Here is a 14,985-nt window from a genome sequence, read left to right on the forward strand (position 1 = left end):
GGTGCGGGATGGGTCGCCTGAGAGCTCGGTCGGTACGGTTCGTTGGCGGCTGCGGGTGGTGGGGGCTGGTCGCGCAGTTCCCCGCGCCCCTTGGCGGCATGGGTCGCGCCCGGGGCTTTTAAGGGGCGCGGGGCTGTATCGATATGCGGCTCCGCCGCGTGGGCGCGAGCAACCACAACGAACCCGCAGCCGCCCAGCCACCCGAACCCCCGAGCGATTAGGCGCCCCGGTCAGCCCTTGACCGCGCCGGTGAGCATGCCCTTCTTGAAGTGCTTCTGGACGAAGGGCGAGAGGACGGCGACCGGGAGCAGCGCCATCACCATGACCGCCATCTGGATGGCGAGCGGGGAGAGTTGGCCGGTGTTGATCTGGGCGGAGAGGCCGACGGGGCGTTCCTGTTTCTGGACGAGCTGGATCATGACGTTCTGCAGCGGCATCATGTCCTGGTCGGTCAGATAGATGGACGCGTTGAACCATGCGCTCCAGTAACCGACCGCGTAGAACAAGGCGATGACCGCGAGGACCGCCCGGGAGAGCGGCATCACGATCTTCCACAGGATCCGCCAGTCGCCGGCGCCGTCGATGCGGGCGCTGTCGATGAGTTCCGGTGAGATGCCCATGAAGAACGAGCGCAGGACCAGGATGTTGAAGACGCTCACGGCGCTGGGCAGGATCAGCGCGGCGTAGGTGTCGGTGAGGCCGAGGGCCTGGACCAACAGATACGTCGGGATCAGACCCGCGCCGAAGAACAGGGTCGCGAGCAGCGTCATCAGGATCCAGCGGTGGCCGAGCGAACCGGTGCGGGAGAGGCCGTAGGCGCACAGCACCGAGACGGTCATGCTGAACAGGGTGCCGACGAGGGTGACGCCGATGCTGACCAGCGCGGCCTTCTGGACCTGGCCGCCGCCGAGGAGTTCCTGGTAGGCGATGAAGGTGATGTCCTTGGGGATCACCACCAGGCCGCCCTCCGCGTCGATGGTCTTCTTCGACGAGAGGCTGGTGACGATGACGATCCACAGCGGGAAGAGGATCGCGAAGCAGGCCAGCGAGAGGACCAGGCCCTTGCCCGCGAGGCCGGCCTTGGACGGCTCCTCCTCCCACACCGGCCGGGGCGGTGCCCCCCAACCGCTCGGCTCGCGCGGGGAGTCCGCGGCCGCCGAGGACGGCTCGGGCTTGTCGAGGACGGTGGTCATTTCTTGTACACCCCCTGCTCACCCATGAGATGGGCGACCTTGTTGGCGGTCAGCACGAGTCCCAGGCCGACCACGCCCTTGATGAGACCGGCGGCCGCGGCGTAGCTGAAGTCCTGGTTGCGGATGCCGTTCCACCACACGTAGGTGTCGAGGACCTCGGCGGCGTCGAGTCCCACCGCGTCGCGTTGCAGCAGGAGTTGCTCGAAGCCGACGGTGAGGGCGTCGCCGACGCGGAGGACGAGGAGGAGGGCGATCACCGGGCGCAGGGCGGGCAGGGTGACGTGCCACATGCGGCGCCAGCGCCCGGCACCGTCCATGGCGGCGGCCTCGTACAGGTCGTTGGAGACCGAGGAGAGCGCGGCGAGGAAGACGATGATGCCCCAGCCGGCGTCCTTCCAGATGGTCTCGACCGTGACCAGGTACCTGAAGAGCTCGGGATCGGTCATCAGGTCGAAGCCCTGGTGGCCGTGGTCGGCCAGGGTCTGGGCGATGATGCCGGCGCCGCCGAAGATCTGCTGGAAGACGGTGACGACGAGGACCCAGGAGAAGAAGTGCGGCAGGTACATGATCGCCTGGGCGATCGCCCGGACCCGGGGCCTGAGCACGCTGTTGATGAGCAGCGCGAGCAGGATCGGGACCGGGAAGTACAGCACGAGTTGGAGGAAGAACAGGACGAACGTGTTCTGCACCGCGTGCCAGAAGGCCGAGTCGGCGAGGACCCTCTCGAACTGCTCCAGCCCGATCCAGGGGCTCTCCAGCATGGCGACGAAGCCGTTGTCACTGAGGTAGGGGTCGTAGTCCTGGAAGGCGACCACGTTGCCCAGGATCGGTATGTAGTTGAAGAGCAGGATCAGCAGGAACGCGGGCAGGGTCATCAGGATCAGCGTGCGGTCGCGCCGGAAGCGCTGCCGCAGGCTCACCTTGCCCGTGGGGGCGAACCCCGCCTTGCGCCGCTCCGGTCGGCTCTTCTTCCGGGCGCCGGCGTCGCCGCCGGCGCCCTCCGCGTTCTCCCCCGGCTTGTCCGCCTCGGCCCTGCTCCGAGGCACCGTGCTGTGGGACACGGCGTTCTCCTTGCCTCGGTCCCGGTTCAGCTCGCCGAGCCGGTGTCGTCGAGCAGCTTCTTGTACCAGTCGCGCAGGTCGTCGCCGCCCTGGCTCTTCCAGTCGGACACTGCCTGCTGGACGTCGCTGATCTTCTTGCGGCCGCGTACGACGTCGTCCTCGAGCTGCTCGAAGTCGTTGGCGAGGTTGGTCCAGCGGGTCGGCTCGGTGATGGTGAGACCGTAGAAGGAGGACTTCTTGGTGAAGGCACCCATGCGCTGCTGCCACTCGACCATCAGCTTGGTGATCTCGGGCAGGTCGGGGTAGGCGACGAACGCGGCCGGGTCACCGGTGTAGTCGAAGGCGCCGTTCACCTCGTTCACGCCCTGGGTGGTCTTGATGGGCAGCCCGTCCTTCCGCTCGAAGTCGGTGCCCTCGACGCCGTACTGCGTGAGCATGCGCTCCTTGGTGCCGTACGGCGCGGCGCAGTAGTTGGCGATCGCGAGGAAGTCCTTGATCTGCTGCTTCGTCGCCTTCTTGCTGACGAAGGTGAAGATGTTGGAGGGCTGGGTCGCCCACAGGGTGGGGTCACCGCCGTCGGCGCCGAAGATGTCGAAGGCGCCCATCTCGAAATCGCTCTTCTGGGTGCGCTGTTCGGAGGTCTTGCCGTACCAGTAGCCGATGTCACCGTTGAAGACGAGGCTCTGCCCGGAGCCGAACCGGTTGGCCGCGTCGCCCTGGACCGCCTTGGCGTCCGGGTGGACCACGTCGGCCGCGTACAGCTTCCGCGTCCACTCCAGCGCTTCGAGGTACTCCTCGGTCTCGATGCGGTTGATCATCTTGCCGTCGACCAGGTTCCACCACAGCGCCTTCTCGCCGCCGTTGAGGACGCTGAAGATGTTGAAGGCCGTCCACTTCATGTCGTCGCAGGCCCACACCTTGGCCTTGGCGCTGGTCGCCTCCTTCGCCCACGACAAGAACTCCTCGGGCGTGCCCGGGAGTTCGTAACCCTTCGCCTCGAAGATGTCCTTGCGGTAGAACGGCACGATGTTCGGGACGTACGAGCCGGGCATCGGGATCGCGCGGAGCTGGCCGCCGAAGATGGCGCGCTGCCAGGCGTCGGTGGGGACCGCGGCGAGGTTCGGGTAGTCCTTGACCTTGTCGCCGGAGAGGTACGGGCCGAGGTCGGCGAACTTGGCGTTGATGGCGCTGGGTATCTTGCCCATCAGGTTCCAGCCCGGTACGACCACCGCGTCCGGAATCTCGCTGGAGGCGAGGACCGCGCCCAGCTTCTCGTCATAGGTGTTGCCGTCCTGGTTCTGCCAGGTCACCTCGACGCCGATGGCCTCGTTCATGGCCTTGTAGTACGGGTTGTCGCCCTTCGGCGGGGTGCCCCAGAACGGCGCCATGATCTTGAGCTTGCCGCCGCTGCCGAGCTTCTCCGGGACCGAGGTCTTGAGGTCGGCCGTGGCGATCGCCGTGCTGAAACCGGCCGCCGAGCCGTTCTTCGCCGGGATGTCGGGCGCGACGACGTTCGACGCGACGAACGTCGGAAGGATCTTCGCGGCGTCCTTCCCCGAGGTCGTGCCGTCCTTGCGGCCCTCCTGTGAGCCGCCGCAGGCGGACAGCAGGGGCACACCCCCCGCCACTACGGCGGCGGCGACCGCCGTGGAGGCGAGGAAGCTTCTCCGGCTGGGCGCGGCGGAGGCGGCGGAGTTCGGCGTCATTGCGTCAACCCTTCGTGGCGCACACCAGGACACCCGGCGGTGGCCGTCGGCTGCGGTGTCGTGAGTGGAACTGGCTGTGCTGAAGCGGGTGAACATCGGAGGGATGTGAGCACGCGAAGCGTTCCCTCCGTTGTCGAAGCGCTTCGATGTTGCTGCGAGGTTAAGTGAACGACCGAGGGTGCACAAGGGTCGATTCCGAGATTCCTCGGAGGTATGAAGGATCGGAACCACTGCTTCCGATCCGGGATATCACCGTCTTTATGACGGTGGGGAAACGGATCTGTTGCGCCTTGGTCTCTTGACACCCACCCCTCGGTCGAATGAGCATCGAAGCGCTTCGAAAGCGCCTCGCCGCTCCACCGCAAAGGGATCCCCACGTGACCGCACAGACGCCGCCCACGCCGCCTTTCCGCGATCCGCAGCTGCCGCTCGCGAAGCGCATCGACGATCTGCTCCAGCGGCTCACCCCCGACGAGAAGGTCGCCTTCCTGCACCAGTTCGCACCCGCCGTCGACCGCCTGGGGATCGCCGCCTTCCGCACCGGGCAGGAGGCCCTGCACGGCGTGGCCTGGATGGGCCCCGCGACGGTGTTCCCGCAGGCCGTGGGGCTCGGAGCGACCTGGAACGAGGATCTCGTACGCCGCGTCGGCGAGGTGGTGTCCACCGAGACCCGCGCCATGCGCGCCCGCGACGACCGCGTCGGCCTCAACGTCTGGTCCCCCACGGTGAACCTGCTGCGCCACCCCCTGTGGGGCCGCAACGAGGAGGGCTACTCCGAGGACCCCAAGCTGACCTCGGCGATCGCGACCGCGTACACCCGTGGCCTGCGCGGCGACCACCCCGCGTACTGGCGCACGGCCCCCGTCCTCAAGCACTGGCTGGCGCACAACAACGAGACCGGCCGCGACGTCACGTCCTCCTCGGTCCGCCCCCGCGTCCTGCACGAGTACGACCTGCGCGCCTTCCGCGAGACGGTCGAGGCGGGCGCGGTGGCCGGTGTGATGCCCGCGTACAACCTGGTCAACGGGCGTCCCAACCACGTCTCGCCCTATCTGTCCGAGCACCTTCGCGCCTGGACCGACGAGCACCTGCTGGTCTGCTCGGACGCGGGCGCGCCCTCGAACCTGGTCGACTCCGAGCACTACTTCGACACCCACGAGGAGGCGACCTCCGCCGCGATCCGCGCCGGCGTCGACAGCTTCACCGACCACGGCACGGACAGCTCGAAGATCGTCGGACGAATCCAGGGTGCCCTCGCGCAGGGCCTGCTGAGCATGGACGACATCGACGAGGCGGTCCGCCGTCAGCTCTCGGTCCGCTTCCGCCTCGGCGAGTTCGACCCGGAACAGGACCCGTACGCCGGCACCAAGGACTTCGACACCCCGGCCCACCGCGCCCTCGCCCAGGAGGCCGCCGAGCAGGCGGTCGTCCTGCTGAAGAACGAGGGCGGCCTGCTGCCGCTGGCCGGGGACGCCCGGATCGCGGTCGTCGGCCTCCTCGCCGACGAGTGCAAGCTCGACTGGTACAGCGGCACCCTCATCCACCGGTCCACACCGCTGGAGGGCCTGTACGACCGGTTCGGCGCCGAGCGCGTGACATTCGCGGAGGGCGTGGACCGCGTACGCCTCAAGGCGTTGTCGACCGGCGCGTATCTGTCCGTGCCAGAGGCCGCCGACGCCACCGACGAGGTGCGCGGCGCGCAGGGCGCCCTCGACCCCGCGCTGCTCGCCGGCCGCACGGACCTGCCGCCGCTCACCACCGGCCCGGCCGGCACCGACCTCGCGCTGATCGACTGGGGCGAGGGCGTGCTCACCTTCCGAGCGCCGGACGGCCGGTACCTCTCGGTCGCCGAGGACGGCCATGTCCGCGCGGCCGCCGACCAGCCGGGCGGCTGGGTGGTCCAGGAGACCTTCCGCCTGGAGCCCTCCGAATCCCATGCGAACGGTCACCTCCTCAAGCACACAGGGACAGGCCGGTACGTCACTGTCGCCGCCGGCGGCGTAAAGGTTGCCGACGAGAACGACGCGAATCCGGAAGTCTTCGAGCTCATCGTGACCCAGCCCGGCGAGGAGGCCGTGACCAGGGCCGCCGCCGCGGCCGACGTGGTCGTCGTGGTCGCGGGCAACGACCCGCACATCAACGGCCGCGAGACCGAGGACCGCCCCGGCCTGGCCCTCCCGGCCCACCAGGAGCGGCTGCTGCGCGCGGCCCGCGCCGCCAACCCGAACACGGCCCTGGTCCTGGTCTCGGCCTACCCCTACACGGTCGACCACGCCGACCTGCCATCCGTGCTGTGGACCGCGCACGGCGGCCAGGCCGCGGGCACCGCCCTGGCCCGCGTCCTCGCCGGCGACGTCTCGCCCGCCGGCCGCCTCCCGCAGACCTGGTACGCCTCCGACGCGGACCTCCCCGATCTCCTCGACTATGACGTGATCGACGCCCGCCAGACGTATCTGTACTTCGAGGGCACCCCGCTGTTCCCGTTCGGCCACGGCCTGTCGTACGCGGAGTTCGCGTACGAAAACCTCGCCGTCCACGCGGGCGAGGATGAGCTGACGGTCTCGTTCACCGTCACCAACGCGAGCGGGGTGAGCGCCGACGAGGTCGCCCAGCTCTACGTCCGGGCCGTGGAGCCCTCGGTCCCGCGCCCGCGCCGCGAGCTGCTCGGCCACCGCCGCGTCACCCTCGCCCCCGGCGCCTCGACGGAGCTGACCTTCCGGCTCCCGCAGTCCGCCCTGGAGTTCTGGGACGTGGCGCACGGCAGGTGGCATCTGGAGCCGGGCGCGTACGAGCTGCTGATCGGCGCGTCGAGCGAGGACATCCGCCTCCGTACGACCGTCGACGTCGAGGGCGACCCGGTCGCCCCCCGCCCGGTCCTCGAACGCGGCCTCGACGCGGCGGACTTCGACGAACAGCGCGGTACGGAGATCGTCGACCGCGCGAAGGCGTCGGGCGACGCGGTGACGCCGACGGGCGGTGAGTCGGGTGAACTGATCTTCCGCGCCTGCGACTTCGGCCCGGCCGTCACCGAGGTGACGGTGGAGGTAGCGGGCGCGGGAAGCGTCGAGTTCTCCCTCATCGGCGGCCCGGTCCTCGCCACCCTGACGCTCGACGGACCCACCGGCGACGCGTACGACCCGTACACGTACACCACCCTCCGCGCCGGCATCGAGGCCGCCGGCGTGCACGACGTCCACCTCAAGCTGCGCGGCCCACTGCGGCTCGCGCGCGTCGGCTTCTCCGGTTGAGGGTCCGGAAGCAGGCCGACACACACAGAAGGGGCCCGGCACCGGAAGGCATCGGTGCCGGGCCCCTTCATCCCGGGATCCGACCCCAGATTACATGAAAATGATTGTCACAAGCTAGGGGTCGGGCTGCTTTGGTGTCAGAGGGCGAGCCCCGTCAGCACCATGACCCGCTCGTACGTGTAGTCGTCCATCGCGAACTTCACGCCCTCGCGCCCGACACCGGACTGCTTGGCGCCGCCGTACGGCATCTGGTCGGCGCGGTAGGAGGGCACGTCGCCGATGACCACGCCGCCGACCTCCAGCGCTCGGTGGGCGCGGAAGGCGGTCTGCAGGTCGCGCGTGAACACCCCGGCCTGGAGGCCGTACTTGGAGTCGTTGACGGCGGCGAAGGCCTCGGCCTCTCCGTCCACCTTCCGCACGGTGAGGACGGGTCCGAAGACCTCCTCGCAGGAGAGGATGGTGTCGGCCGGTACGTCGGTGAGGACGGTCGGCGCGTACGAGGCGCCGTCGCGCTTGCCCCCGGTGAGCAGCTGTGCGCCCGCCTCCACGGCTTCCTGCACCCACGCCTCGACCCGCTTGGCGGCGTCCTCGCTGACCAGCGGCCCGACGTCGGTGGCGTCGTCGGAGGGGTCACCGGTGACCTGTGCCTCGACGGCGGCCACGATGCGGGGCAGCAGCCGCTCGTACACGGACGCGTCCGCGATCACCCGCTGCACGGAGATGCAGGACTGGCCGCCCTGGTAGTTGGAGAAGGTGGCGATTCGGTTCGCGGCCCAGTCGAGGTCCTCGTCGGAGGCATAGTCGGCGAGGACGACGGCCGCGCCGTTGCCGCCGAGCTCCAGCGTGCAGTGCTTGCGCGGCACCGAGTCCATGATCGCGTAGCCGACCTTCTCGGACCCGGTGAAGGAGATGACGGGCAGGCGGGGGTCCTGGACGAGGGCAGGCATACGGTCGTTCGCGACCGGCAGGATGCTCCAGGACCCGGCGGGGAGCGTGGTCCCGGTCTCGGCGAGCAGCTCACCGATGATCAGCCCGGCGAGCGGGGTGGCCGGGGCGGGCTTCAGGATGATCGGCACGCCGGCCGCGAGCGCCGGGGCGATCTTGTGGGCGCAGAGGTTGAGCGGGAAGTTGAACGGGGCGATGCCGAGGACGACGCCCTTGGGGAAGCGGCGTGTGAAGGCGAGCCGCCCCTGCCCTCCGAGGTCGGTGTCGAGCCGTTGCGCCTCGCCGCCGTTGAACCGCCGGGCCTCCTCGGCCGCGAACCGGAACACGGACACGGCGCGCCCGACTTCCCCTCGTGCCCACTTGATCGGCTTGCCGTTCTCGGCGGAGATCAGCCGCGCGATCTCCTCGGTCCGCTCGACGAGCCGCATGCTGACGTGGTCCAGCGCGGCGGCCCGTACGTGGGCCGGGGTCGCCGCGAACTCGTCCCGTACGGCGTACGCGGCGGCGACGGCCTCCTCGACCTGCGCGTCCGTCGGCACGCTCACCTCGCCGACGAGGCGGCCGTCCCAGGGCGAGGTGACGTCGAACGTGGTCTCACCGGTGGCCTGGCGGCCGGCGAGCCAGAAGGCGTGCGTGGCGGTCATAGTCGATCCCGGCCCTTCGGTGGGTTGGTCATCGCATTGGCTTCGCCTACACGGTAGGGCCGGGACGACGGGGGGTCGCTTGTCCGGGCTGTACGAGTCCCGCCGGGGGTTGCGCCGCTTTGGACTGGTGGCCCGGAGATTTTCGCCCCCGCCGCCCCTGCCCGTCCCATCCCTGAGGGCTGCCGCCCCCAGACCCCCGCTGGGGGATGAGGGAGTGGCTGCGGTTCGTTTGTACGTGACCGTTGAGTTGGGTTACTCGCGCAGTTCCCCGCGCCCCTTCAGGGGCGCGGGGCTGTGTCGATTTGCGGCTCCGCCGCGTGGGCGCGACAAGCCCCCACCTACCCGCACCCGCCAACGCACCGACTGAACCGAGCTCTTCCGCGGGGGTCGAAGGGGCGCAGCCCCTGGGGATGGGAATGGGCAGGGGCGGCGGGGGCGAAAAACGCCCTACTCCCCGGCCGCGGCGGTCGCCTTCAACGCCAGCCACAGCTCCATCCGCACATCAGGATCATCCAGCGACCGCCCCAGAATCTCCTCCACCCGCCGCATCCGATACCGCAACGTATGCCGGTGAACCCCGAGATCCGCCGCAGCCGCATCCCACTGCCCATGCCGCGACAACCACGCCCGCAGCGAGGCGACAAGATCCCCCCGCCCCGTCGCGTCATGCTCGCGCAGCGCCCGCAGCATGCCGTCCGCGAAAGCCCGCACCGCGTCATCGGCAAGCAGCGGCAGCACAGACCCGGCGGCAAGCTCCTCGTGCTCGACGAGGCACCGCCCCCGCCGCCGGGCCACGGACAACGCCTGCTCGGCCTGCTTGTACGCGGCCCCGGCCGCAATGGGCCCGGCGGGCGCGGACAGCCCGACGACGAGTTCCTCCTCCTCGACAGGAGCCGGAGCGGAGCCACCGCCGGCGGCCGAATCCCGCACCGCCGCCGCCCGCGACGCCTCGACCGCCACCGCGAACTCCCCACACGCAGCGACCGCAGCACCCCCATCCACCGCGAGCACGACGAGCCGCGACCCGTCCGGCACGACCAGCACCGCCTCCCCGGCCCGCGCGGCGGCGGCCTCGACGACCTCGGCGAGCTGCCCGAGCGGATCGGCGTGCGGATCGAGGCCGGCAAGCGCGGCGGCGGGGGCCGCCCTCCCACCCTCAGCGGGGGCGACCAAGCCCCCGGCCACCGCCCCCTCCACCCGCGCCCGCGCCGCCGACGCCGAGCCCGACTCCGCGAGGATCAGCCGGAACGGCGCGTCCAGCAGCTCGCCGTACAGATCCCCGGCAACGGCCCGCGCATGGTCGGACTCCCCTGCCAGCAGCATCCGCAGCACCGCCGCCCCGAGCCGCTGCTCGGCGGCGTGCAGCGGCCGCGACCGCTCCGTCGTCAGCGTCAGCAGCGCGATCGCGGAGTGGACGGCGTACCGCTCGGCGGTGCCGGGGGCCGCGGCGGTCCCGACGGCGAGCGCGGCGCGCGCCCGGCGCCCGGTGCCGAGGGAGTGCAGTTCGACGCGGTCCTCGCCGCCGACGACCGCGCTGGCCGGCGCGGGCCGGTCCCGCAGCCGCTCGACATCGGCGGTCAGCCGCCCGGCGCGCCGCTCCGCCCACTCGGGCGCCACCGCGACGACGGCGCCGGAGGCGTCGTACAGGGCGGCCCACCCGTCGACCTGCGCGGCGAGCGCGGCGACGAGCCCCTCGGGGCCGTCGTTGAGCGCCTTCCTGGTGAGTTCCCGCTGGGCGGCGAACCCGGCTGTAACGGCCCGGTACTGGTCGGCGGAGATGGCGGCCGACACCGCTTTGCTGATGGCGAGGAAGGGCGTGCGCCGGGGCACTTCGAGCAGGGGCAGCCCCTCCCCCTCCGCCGCGTCGACGAGCGCCTGGGGGATCTCCTCGTAGTGCACGCCGACCGCGAACCCGAGCCCGACGACCCCGGCCCCCACCAGCCGCCGTACATAGCGCCGCATGGCCTCCGGTTCCTCCGCGTCGAGCTTCAGCGCGGTGATCAGCAGCAGCTCGCCGCCCTCCATGTACGGCACGGGATCGGCGAGCTCGCTCGCGTGCGCCCAGCGGACCGGTACGTCCAGGCGGTCGGCGCCCGCCCGCACGGTCAGCTTGAGCGCGGAGTGGTGGACGAGCGAGGCGAGCGTCGGGGGCATGGGGACCTTCAGATCTCGGATCAGCGTGAGGACGTCTCAGTGCCAGGACGTCTCGTTGCCAGGGCATCCTGTGTCGGGACGTTCTTGGCCGCAGCGTATGAACGACCTGTGTCGATTCTGCCTCACCGTACGGGTCACCGGGGGCACTCGCTCCCGGATTGCCCTGTTCAGCTCCTCAGGTCCACCAGCAGCGGCGGCGCGTGCTCGCCCCGTACGTCCGTCAGGGAGAGCACCGCGTGGCCCGGTGGCACCCCGTGCGCCAGTTCGGACGCCGACCAGCGCTCCCGCTCGACCTGCCGTACGGTCACGGCCCGGGCCGTCGGCGCGTGGCCGGTGATCACCCGGCGCAGCGCGTGCCAGGCCTTGCCGGCCGGGGAGTCGGCGATGATCTGCCGGTCCGTGACGTCCCGCGCCTCGGTCCACTCCTTGCCCCAGACCTCGGCGAAGTCCTGCCCGTCCCACGGGGTGAGCCCGGACAGCGCCATCCGGCACCCGGTGGCGCCGAGCAGCGGCCCACGCAACGGGCGGGGCACGTCGTCGAGGGTGCGAAGGGTGAGCACGGTCCCGGCGTTGGCGGATCGCAGCCGCTGGATGCCGCGTACGGCTTCCGGGGTCACGACGCCCGTCGCGTCGTCCAGTACCAGGCAGGCGAACAGCGACCGGTCCTCCCGTACCGCCACGCTCGCGGTGAACTGCGCCAGCACCAGCCGGGCCAGGATGCGCGAGGCGTCGGCGTGGCCGCGTTCGGGCAGGTCGATCCGGACCCGTACGGGGTGGTCGAGCGCCCGGAGGGAGAACGGCCGGGACTGTCCGGAGGTGTCGAAGAACCCGGCGAAGGCGGGCCGGTCGAGGAGCGCGACCCGGTCGGCCAGCACGGAACCGACGTCCCCGGGATGCCCCAACTGCCGCTCCCTCGCGTCCAGTTCCCGCAACAGCGAGTCCTGCCCGGCGTCCTGGAGCCCCTTGCGCAGCTCGCCCAGCGGGCCGGGCGCGCCGTCCAGCAGCTGGCGCAGCTGCGGTACGGAAGGGAAGCGGCCGTGCACGGCCCGGAAGGGTCCGAGGAGCTGGGCGAGGACGGTGGTCGAGCGCCGGCTGTCGCCGCCGGGGTGCGGGTCGGTGAGGTCACCGACCAGTGCCTCGGCGAGGACGGCGGCGGCCTCGTCGGGGTCCGTGGTCCCGCCGTAGAGGTCGAGGTCGTAGACCGATTCCGGGTTTCCGATGCGTACGACGACGTCGTAGGCGTCGGCCGGTCCGAGTCCGGCGCCCGCCGCGCCCACGACCACCACCGCCGCCCGTCCCGCCAGCGCGTGCAGACACAGCGACTCGGCGATGGGCCACACCACTCCCCCGGTCTTCCCGGAGCCGGCGGGCCCGACGGCCAGCAGGGAGGTGGCGAGCAGCTCGGGGCCCAGGGCGAGGCCCGTGCCCCGGTAGGCGTACGGGTTGCGCGGGTCGTCGGCCGTGGCGCCCAGCCGGACCTGCCCGGTGACCATGTCGTGCTGGGCGAGGCGGCCCGGCAGGTCCCGCTCCCCGGAGGGGTGCAGACAGGCGGCCGCGCCGTCCTTCACCACGGCACCGGTGAAGGTCGCGAGGCTGTGCCGCCCACTGCGTACGCCCTGCCAGGCACGCATGATCCGGGCGTGGTCGACGTCCCGCATGAGCCCGGCCCGCGCCTCGGCGACCAGCCGGTCGGCGGCTTCGGCGGCGCCGGCCTCCCTCAGCTGCGGCCAGGCCGCCGGGTCCTCCTGGGGCGGCGGTACGACCTGCCGTTCCTGGGGCTGCCGGAAGCGCGGGGCCCCGTAGCGGCGCCAGACCTCGCCCCAGCGGCCGAGGCGCCCGACACCGACCATGATCACCAGGGCGATGATCGTGTACCAGACATAGCTGAAGACCACAGAGGAGTACGAGCCGGGCGGCGCCCAGGAGTCGGGGACCATCGCGTACAGCGGCACCAGCCACCAGCCGCCGAGGTAGCCGTTCCAGAGCAGGGACCAGATCAGCCAGCCGACGAGGAAGGCGATCAGGGCGCCGCCGAGCAGCTGCCGGCCGGGGACGGTCTCGGGTTCCTCATCGGGCCGAGGTGTGTGCTTGAACCGCCACACACCGGGCGCCGCCTCCGGGCGTGGCGCCCGCAGCCAGGACAGGAAGGCGTTCCCGTCCGGCCTGGGCGGCGCCCCCGGTGTGCCCGTGGGCATGGGAGGCAGAGGGGGCGCTGTGGGCATCTCCGGCGACCCCGCCGGACGCGGCACAGGATTCGCATGCGTACCCCGCGCGTCCCGCGTCCCGTCGCTGTTCATCCCGCTTGCCCCCTGACCAGCCGTTCCGTCCACCATCAGCGAGCCAATCTAACGCTCCCGCAAGGGGAGTTCACCGTTTACCCGGCCGGGCGGGCCATGAAGCGGCCGGTCCGTGACCCGTCCGCCCCCGCTTCACCACCGACAACGCGCCATGTCCACCAAGGACAAGCGGCGCCGTCAACAACGCCCACATGGAGCATGCCCACCGCTCCTGTCCGGTCCTAGCCTGCGAGAAAAGAAGGCAAGCGTCCGCAAAGCCCCCATCCGTAGCACACCCCTCCGCAGAACCCCAGGAGCCTCGCATGACCGCACTTCCTCAGGAGCGCCGCGTCGTCACCGCCATCCCCGGACCGAAGTCGCAGGAGTTGCAGGCCCGACGTACCGCCGCGGTCGCGGCGGGGGTGGGCTCCGTGCTGCCGGTGTTCACCGCGCGCGCGGGCGGCGGGATCGTCGAGGACGTCGACGGCAACCGGCTGATCGACTTCGGCTCGGGCATCGCCGTGACGAGCGTCGGCGCCTCCGCCGAGGCCGTCGTCCGCCGGGCCTCCGCCCAGCTCCAGGACTTCACGCACACCTGTTTCATGGTCACGCCGTACGAGGGGTACGTGGCGGTCGCGGAGGCCCTCGCCGAGCTGACCCCGGGTGACCACGCCAAGAAGTCCGCGCTGTTCAACAGCGGCGCCGAGGCCGTCGAGAACGCCGTGAAGATCGCCCGGTCCTACACCAAGCGGCAGGCCGTGGTCGTGTTCGACCACGGCTACCACGGCCGCACCAACCTCACGATGGCGCTGACCGCCAAGAACATGCCGTACAAGCACGGCTTCGGCCCGTTCGCGCCCGAGGTCTACCGCGTGCCGGTGGCGTACGGCTACCGCTGGCCGACCGGCCCCGAGAACGCGGGCCCGGAGGCCGCCGCGCAGGCCATCGACCAGATCACCAAGCAGGTCGGCCCTGACAACGTGGCCGCGATCATCATCGAGCCGGTGCTCGGCGAGGGCGGTTTCATCGAGCCGGCCAAGGGCTTCCTCCCGGCCATCAGCAAGTTCGCCTCCGACAACGGCATCGTCTTCGTCGCGGACGAGATCCAGTCGGGCTTCTGCCGTACGGGGCAGTGGTTCGCGTGCGAGGACGAGGGCATCGTCCCGGACCTGATCACAACGGCGAAGGGCATCGCGGGCGGTCTGCCGCTCGCCGCCGTCACCGGGCGCGCGGAGATCATGGACGCGGCGCACGTGGGTGGCCTGGGCGGCACCTACGGCGGCAACCCGGTCGCCTGCGCGGGCGCCCTCGGCTCGATCGAGACGATGAAGGAGCTCGACCTCAACGCCAGGGCGAAGCAGATCGAGGGCGTCATGAAGCCCCGCCTCACCGCCATGGCCGAGAAGTTCGACGTCATCGGCGACGTCCGCGGGCGCGGCGCGATGATCGCGATCGAGCTGGTCAAGGACCGTACGACGAAGGAGCCGAATCCGGAGGCGACCGCTGCGCTGGCCAAGGCCTGCCACCAAGAGGGGCTGCTGGTCCTGACCTGTGGCACCTACGGCAACGTGCTGCGCTTCCTGCCGCCGCTCGTCATCGGCGAGGACCTGCTGAACGAGGGCCTCGACATCATCGAGCAGGCGTTCACCCGTATCTGAGTCCGCATACGAGTCTGTATGTGAGTCCGTATCCGATGCCGCCCCGATCCCGTCACTGAGCCCTCATCCGCACGGGGCGCATACGGAATCTCCCATCCGT

At 71.0% G+C, this 14,985-nt stretch carries 8 protein-coding genes; 2 read left to right on the forward strand and 6 right to left on the reverse strand.

Annotated features, from left to right (window positions below; translation table 11 throughout):
• Positions 1–230 precede the first annotated feature (230 nt).
• The 3 genes from F3T56_RS14860 to F3T56_RS14870 are packed head-to-tail and all read right to left on the reverse strand — an operon-like array spanning position 231 to position 3,960.
• Positions 231–1,193 carry a carbohydrate ABC transporter permease gene (locus F3T56_RS14860; RefSeq protein WP_149825666.1) on the reverse strand — a complete coding sequence of 321 codons (963 nt, stop codon included), beginning with the start codon at positions 1,191–1,193 and terminating at the stop codon, positions 231–233.
• Complete coding sequence (locus F3T56_RS14865; protein WP_149825667.1) at positions 1,190–2,254, reverse strand: ABC transporter permease; 1,065 nt, start codon at positions 2,252–2,254, stop codon at positions 1,190–1,192. The genes F3T56_RS14860 and F3T56_RS14865 overlap by 4 nt, the downstream gene beginning before the upstream one ends.
• A gap of 26 nt (positions 2,255–2,280) precedes the next feature.
• Positions 2,281–3,960, reverse strand: coding sequence for an extracellular solute-binding protein (locus tag F3T56_RS14870; RefSeq protein ID WP_149825668.1), 1,680 nt, complete (start codon positions 3,958–3,960; stop codon positions 2,281–2,283).
• 377 nt (positions 3,961–4,337) lie between these two features.
• On the opposite strand from F3T56_RS14870, the gene F3T56_RS14880 reads away from it, so the two are divergent.
• Positions 4,338–7,208 carry a glycoside hydrolase family 3 C-terminal domain-containing protein gene (locus F3T56_RS14880; protein WP_149825669.1) on the forward strand — a complete coding sequence of 957 codons (2,871 nt, stop codon included), beginning with the start codon at positions 4,338–4,340 and terminating at the stop codon, positions 7,206–7,208.
• Positions 7,209–7,345: 137 nt separating this feature from the next.
• Here F3T56_RS14880 and F3T56_RS14885 read toward each other — a convergent pair whose 3' ends face one another.
• The 3 genes from F3T56_RS14885 to F3T56_RS14895 all read right to left on the reverse strand — a co-directional run bounded on the left by F3T56_RS14885 (position 7,346) and on the right by F3T56_RS14895 (position 13,248).
• Positions 7,346–8,797, reverse strand: coding sequence for an aldehyde dehydrogenase family protein (locus F3T56_RS14885; protein ID WP_149825670.1), 1,452 nt, complete (start codon positions 8,795–8,797; stop codon positions 7,346–7,348).
• Between the two features lie 447 nt (positions 8,798–9,244).
• Positions 9,245–10,951 (reverse strand): PucR family transcriptional regulator, encoded by a 1,707-nt coding sequence (locus tag F3T56_RS14890; RefSeq protein ID WP_149825671.1) that lies wholly within the window; start codon positions 10,949–10,951, stop codon positions 9,245–9,247.
• 167 nt (positions 10,952–11,118) lie between these two features.
• Positions 11,119–13,248 (reverse strand): ATP-binding protein, encoded by a 2,130-nt coding sequence (locus tag F3T56_RS14895; RefSeq protein WP_149825672.1) that lies wholly within the window; start codon positions 13,246–13,248, stop codon positions 11,119–11,121.
• 302 nt (positions 13,249–13,550) lie between these two features.
• Here F3T56_RS14895 and gabT point away from each other — a divergent pair, with 302 nt between their 5' ends.
• Positions 13,551–14,885 carry a 4-aminobutyrate--2-oxoglutarate transaminase gene (gene gabT, locus F3T56_RS14900; RefSeq protein WP_149825673.1) on the forward strand — a complete coding sequence of 445 codons (1,335 nt, stop codon included), beginning with the start codon at positions 13,551–13,553 and terminating at the stop codon, positions 14,883–14,885.
• Positions 14,886–14,985: the final 100 nt, after the last annotated feature.

This window comes from Streptomyces tailanensis, from assembly GCF_008386495.1.
GTDB lineage: Bacteria > Actinomycetota > Actinomycetes > Streptomycetales > Streptomycetaceae > Streptomyces > Streptomyces tailanensis.

Bases quoted from the DNA above. Each gene is read 5' to 3' on its own strand.
- F3T56_RS14895 (WP_149825672.1), bottom strand. From the start codon at position 13,248: ATGAACAGCGACGGGACGCGGGACGCGCGGGGTACGCATGCGAATCCT.
- F3T56_RS14870 (WP_149825668.1), bottom strand. From the start codon at position 3,960: ATGACGCCGAACTCCGCCGCCTCCGCCGCGCCCAGCCGGAGAAGCTTC.
- gabT (WP_149825673.1), top strand. From the start codon at position 13,551: ATGACCGCACTTCCTCAGGAGCGCCGCGTCGTCACCGCCATCCCCGGA.
- F3T56_RS14885 (WP_149825670.1), bottom strand. From the start codon at position 8,797: ATGACCGCCACGCACGCCTTCTGGCTCGCCGGCCGCCAGGCCACCGGT.
- F3T56_RS14860 (WP_149825666.1), bottom strand. From the start codon at position 1,193: ATGACCACCGTCCTCGACAAGCCCGAGCCGTCCTCGGCGGCCGCGGAC.
- F3T56_RS14890 (WP_149825671.1), bottom strand. From the start codon at position 10,951: ATGCCCCCGACGCTCGCCTCGCTCGTCCACCACTCCGCGCTCAAGCTG.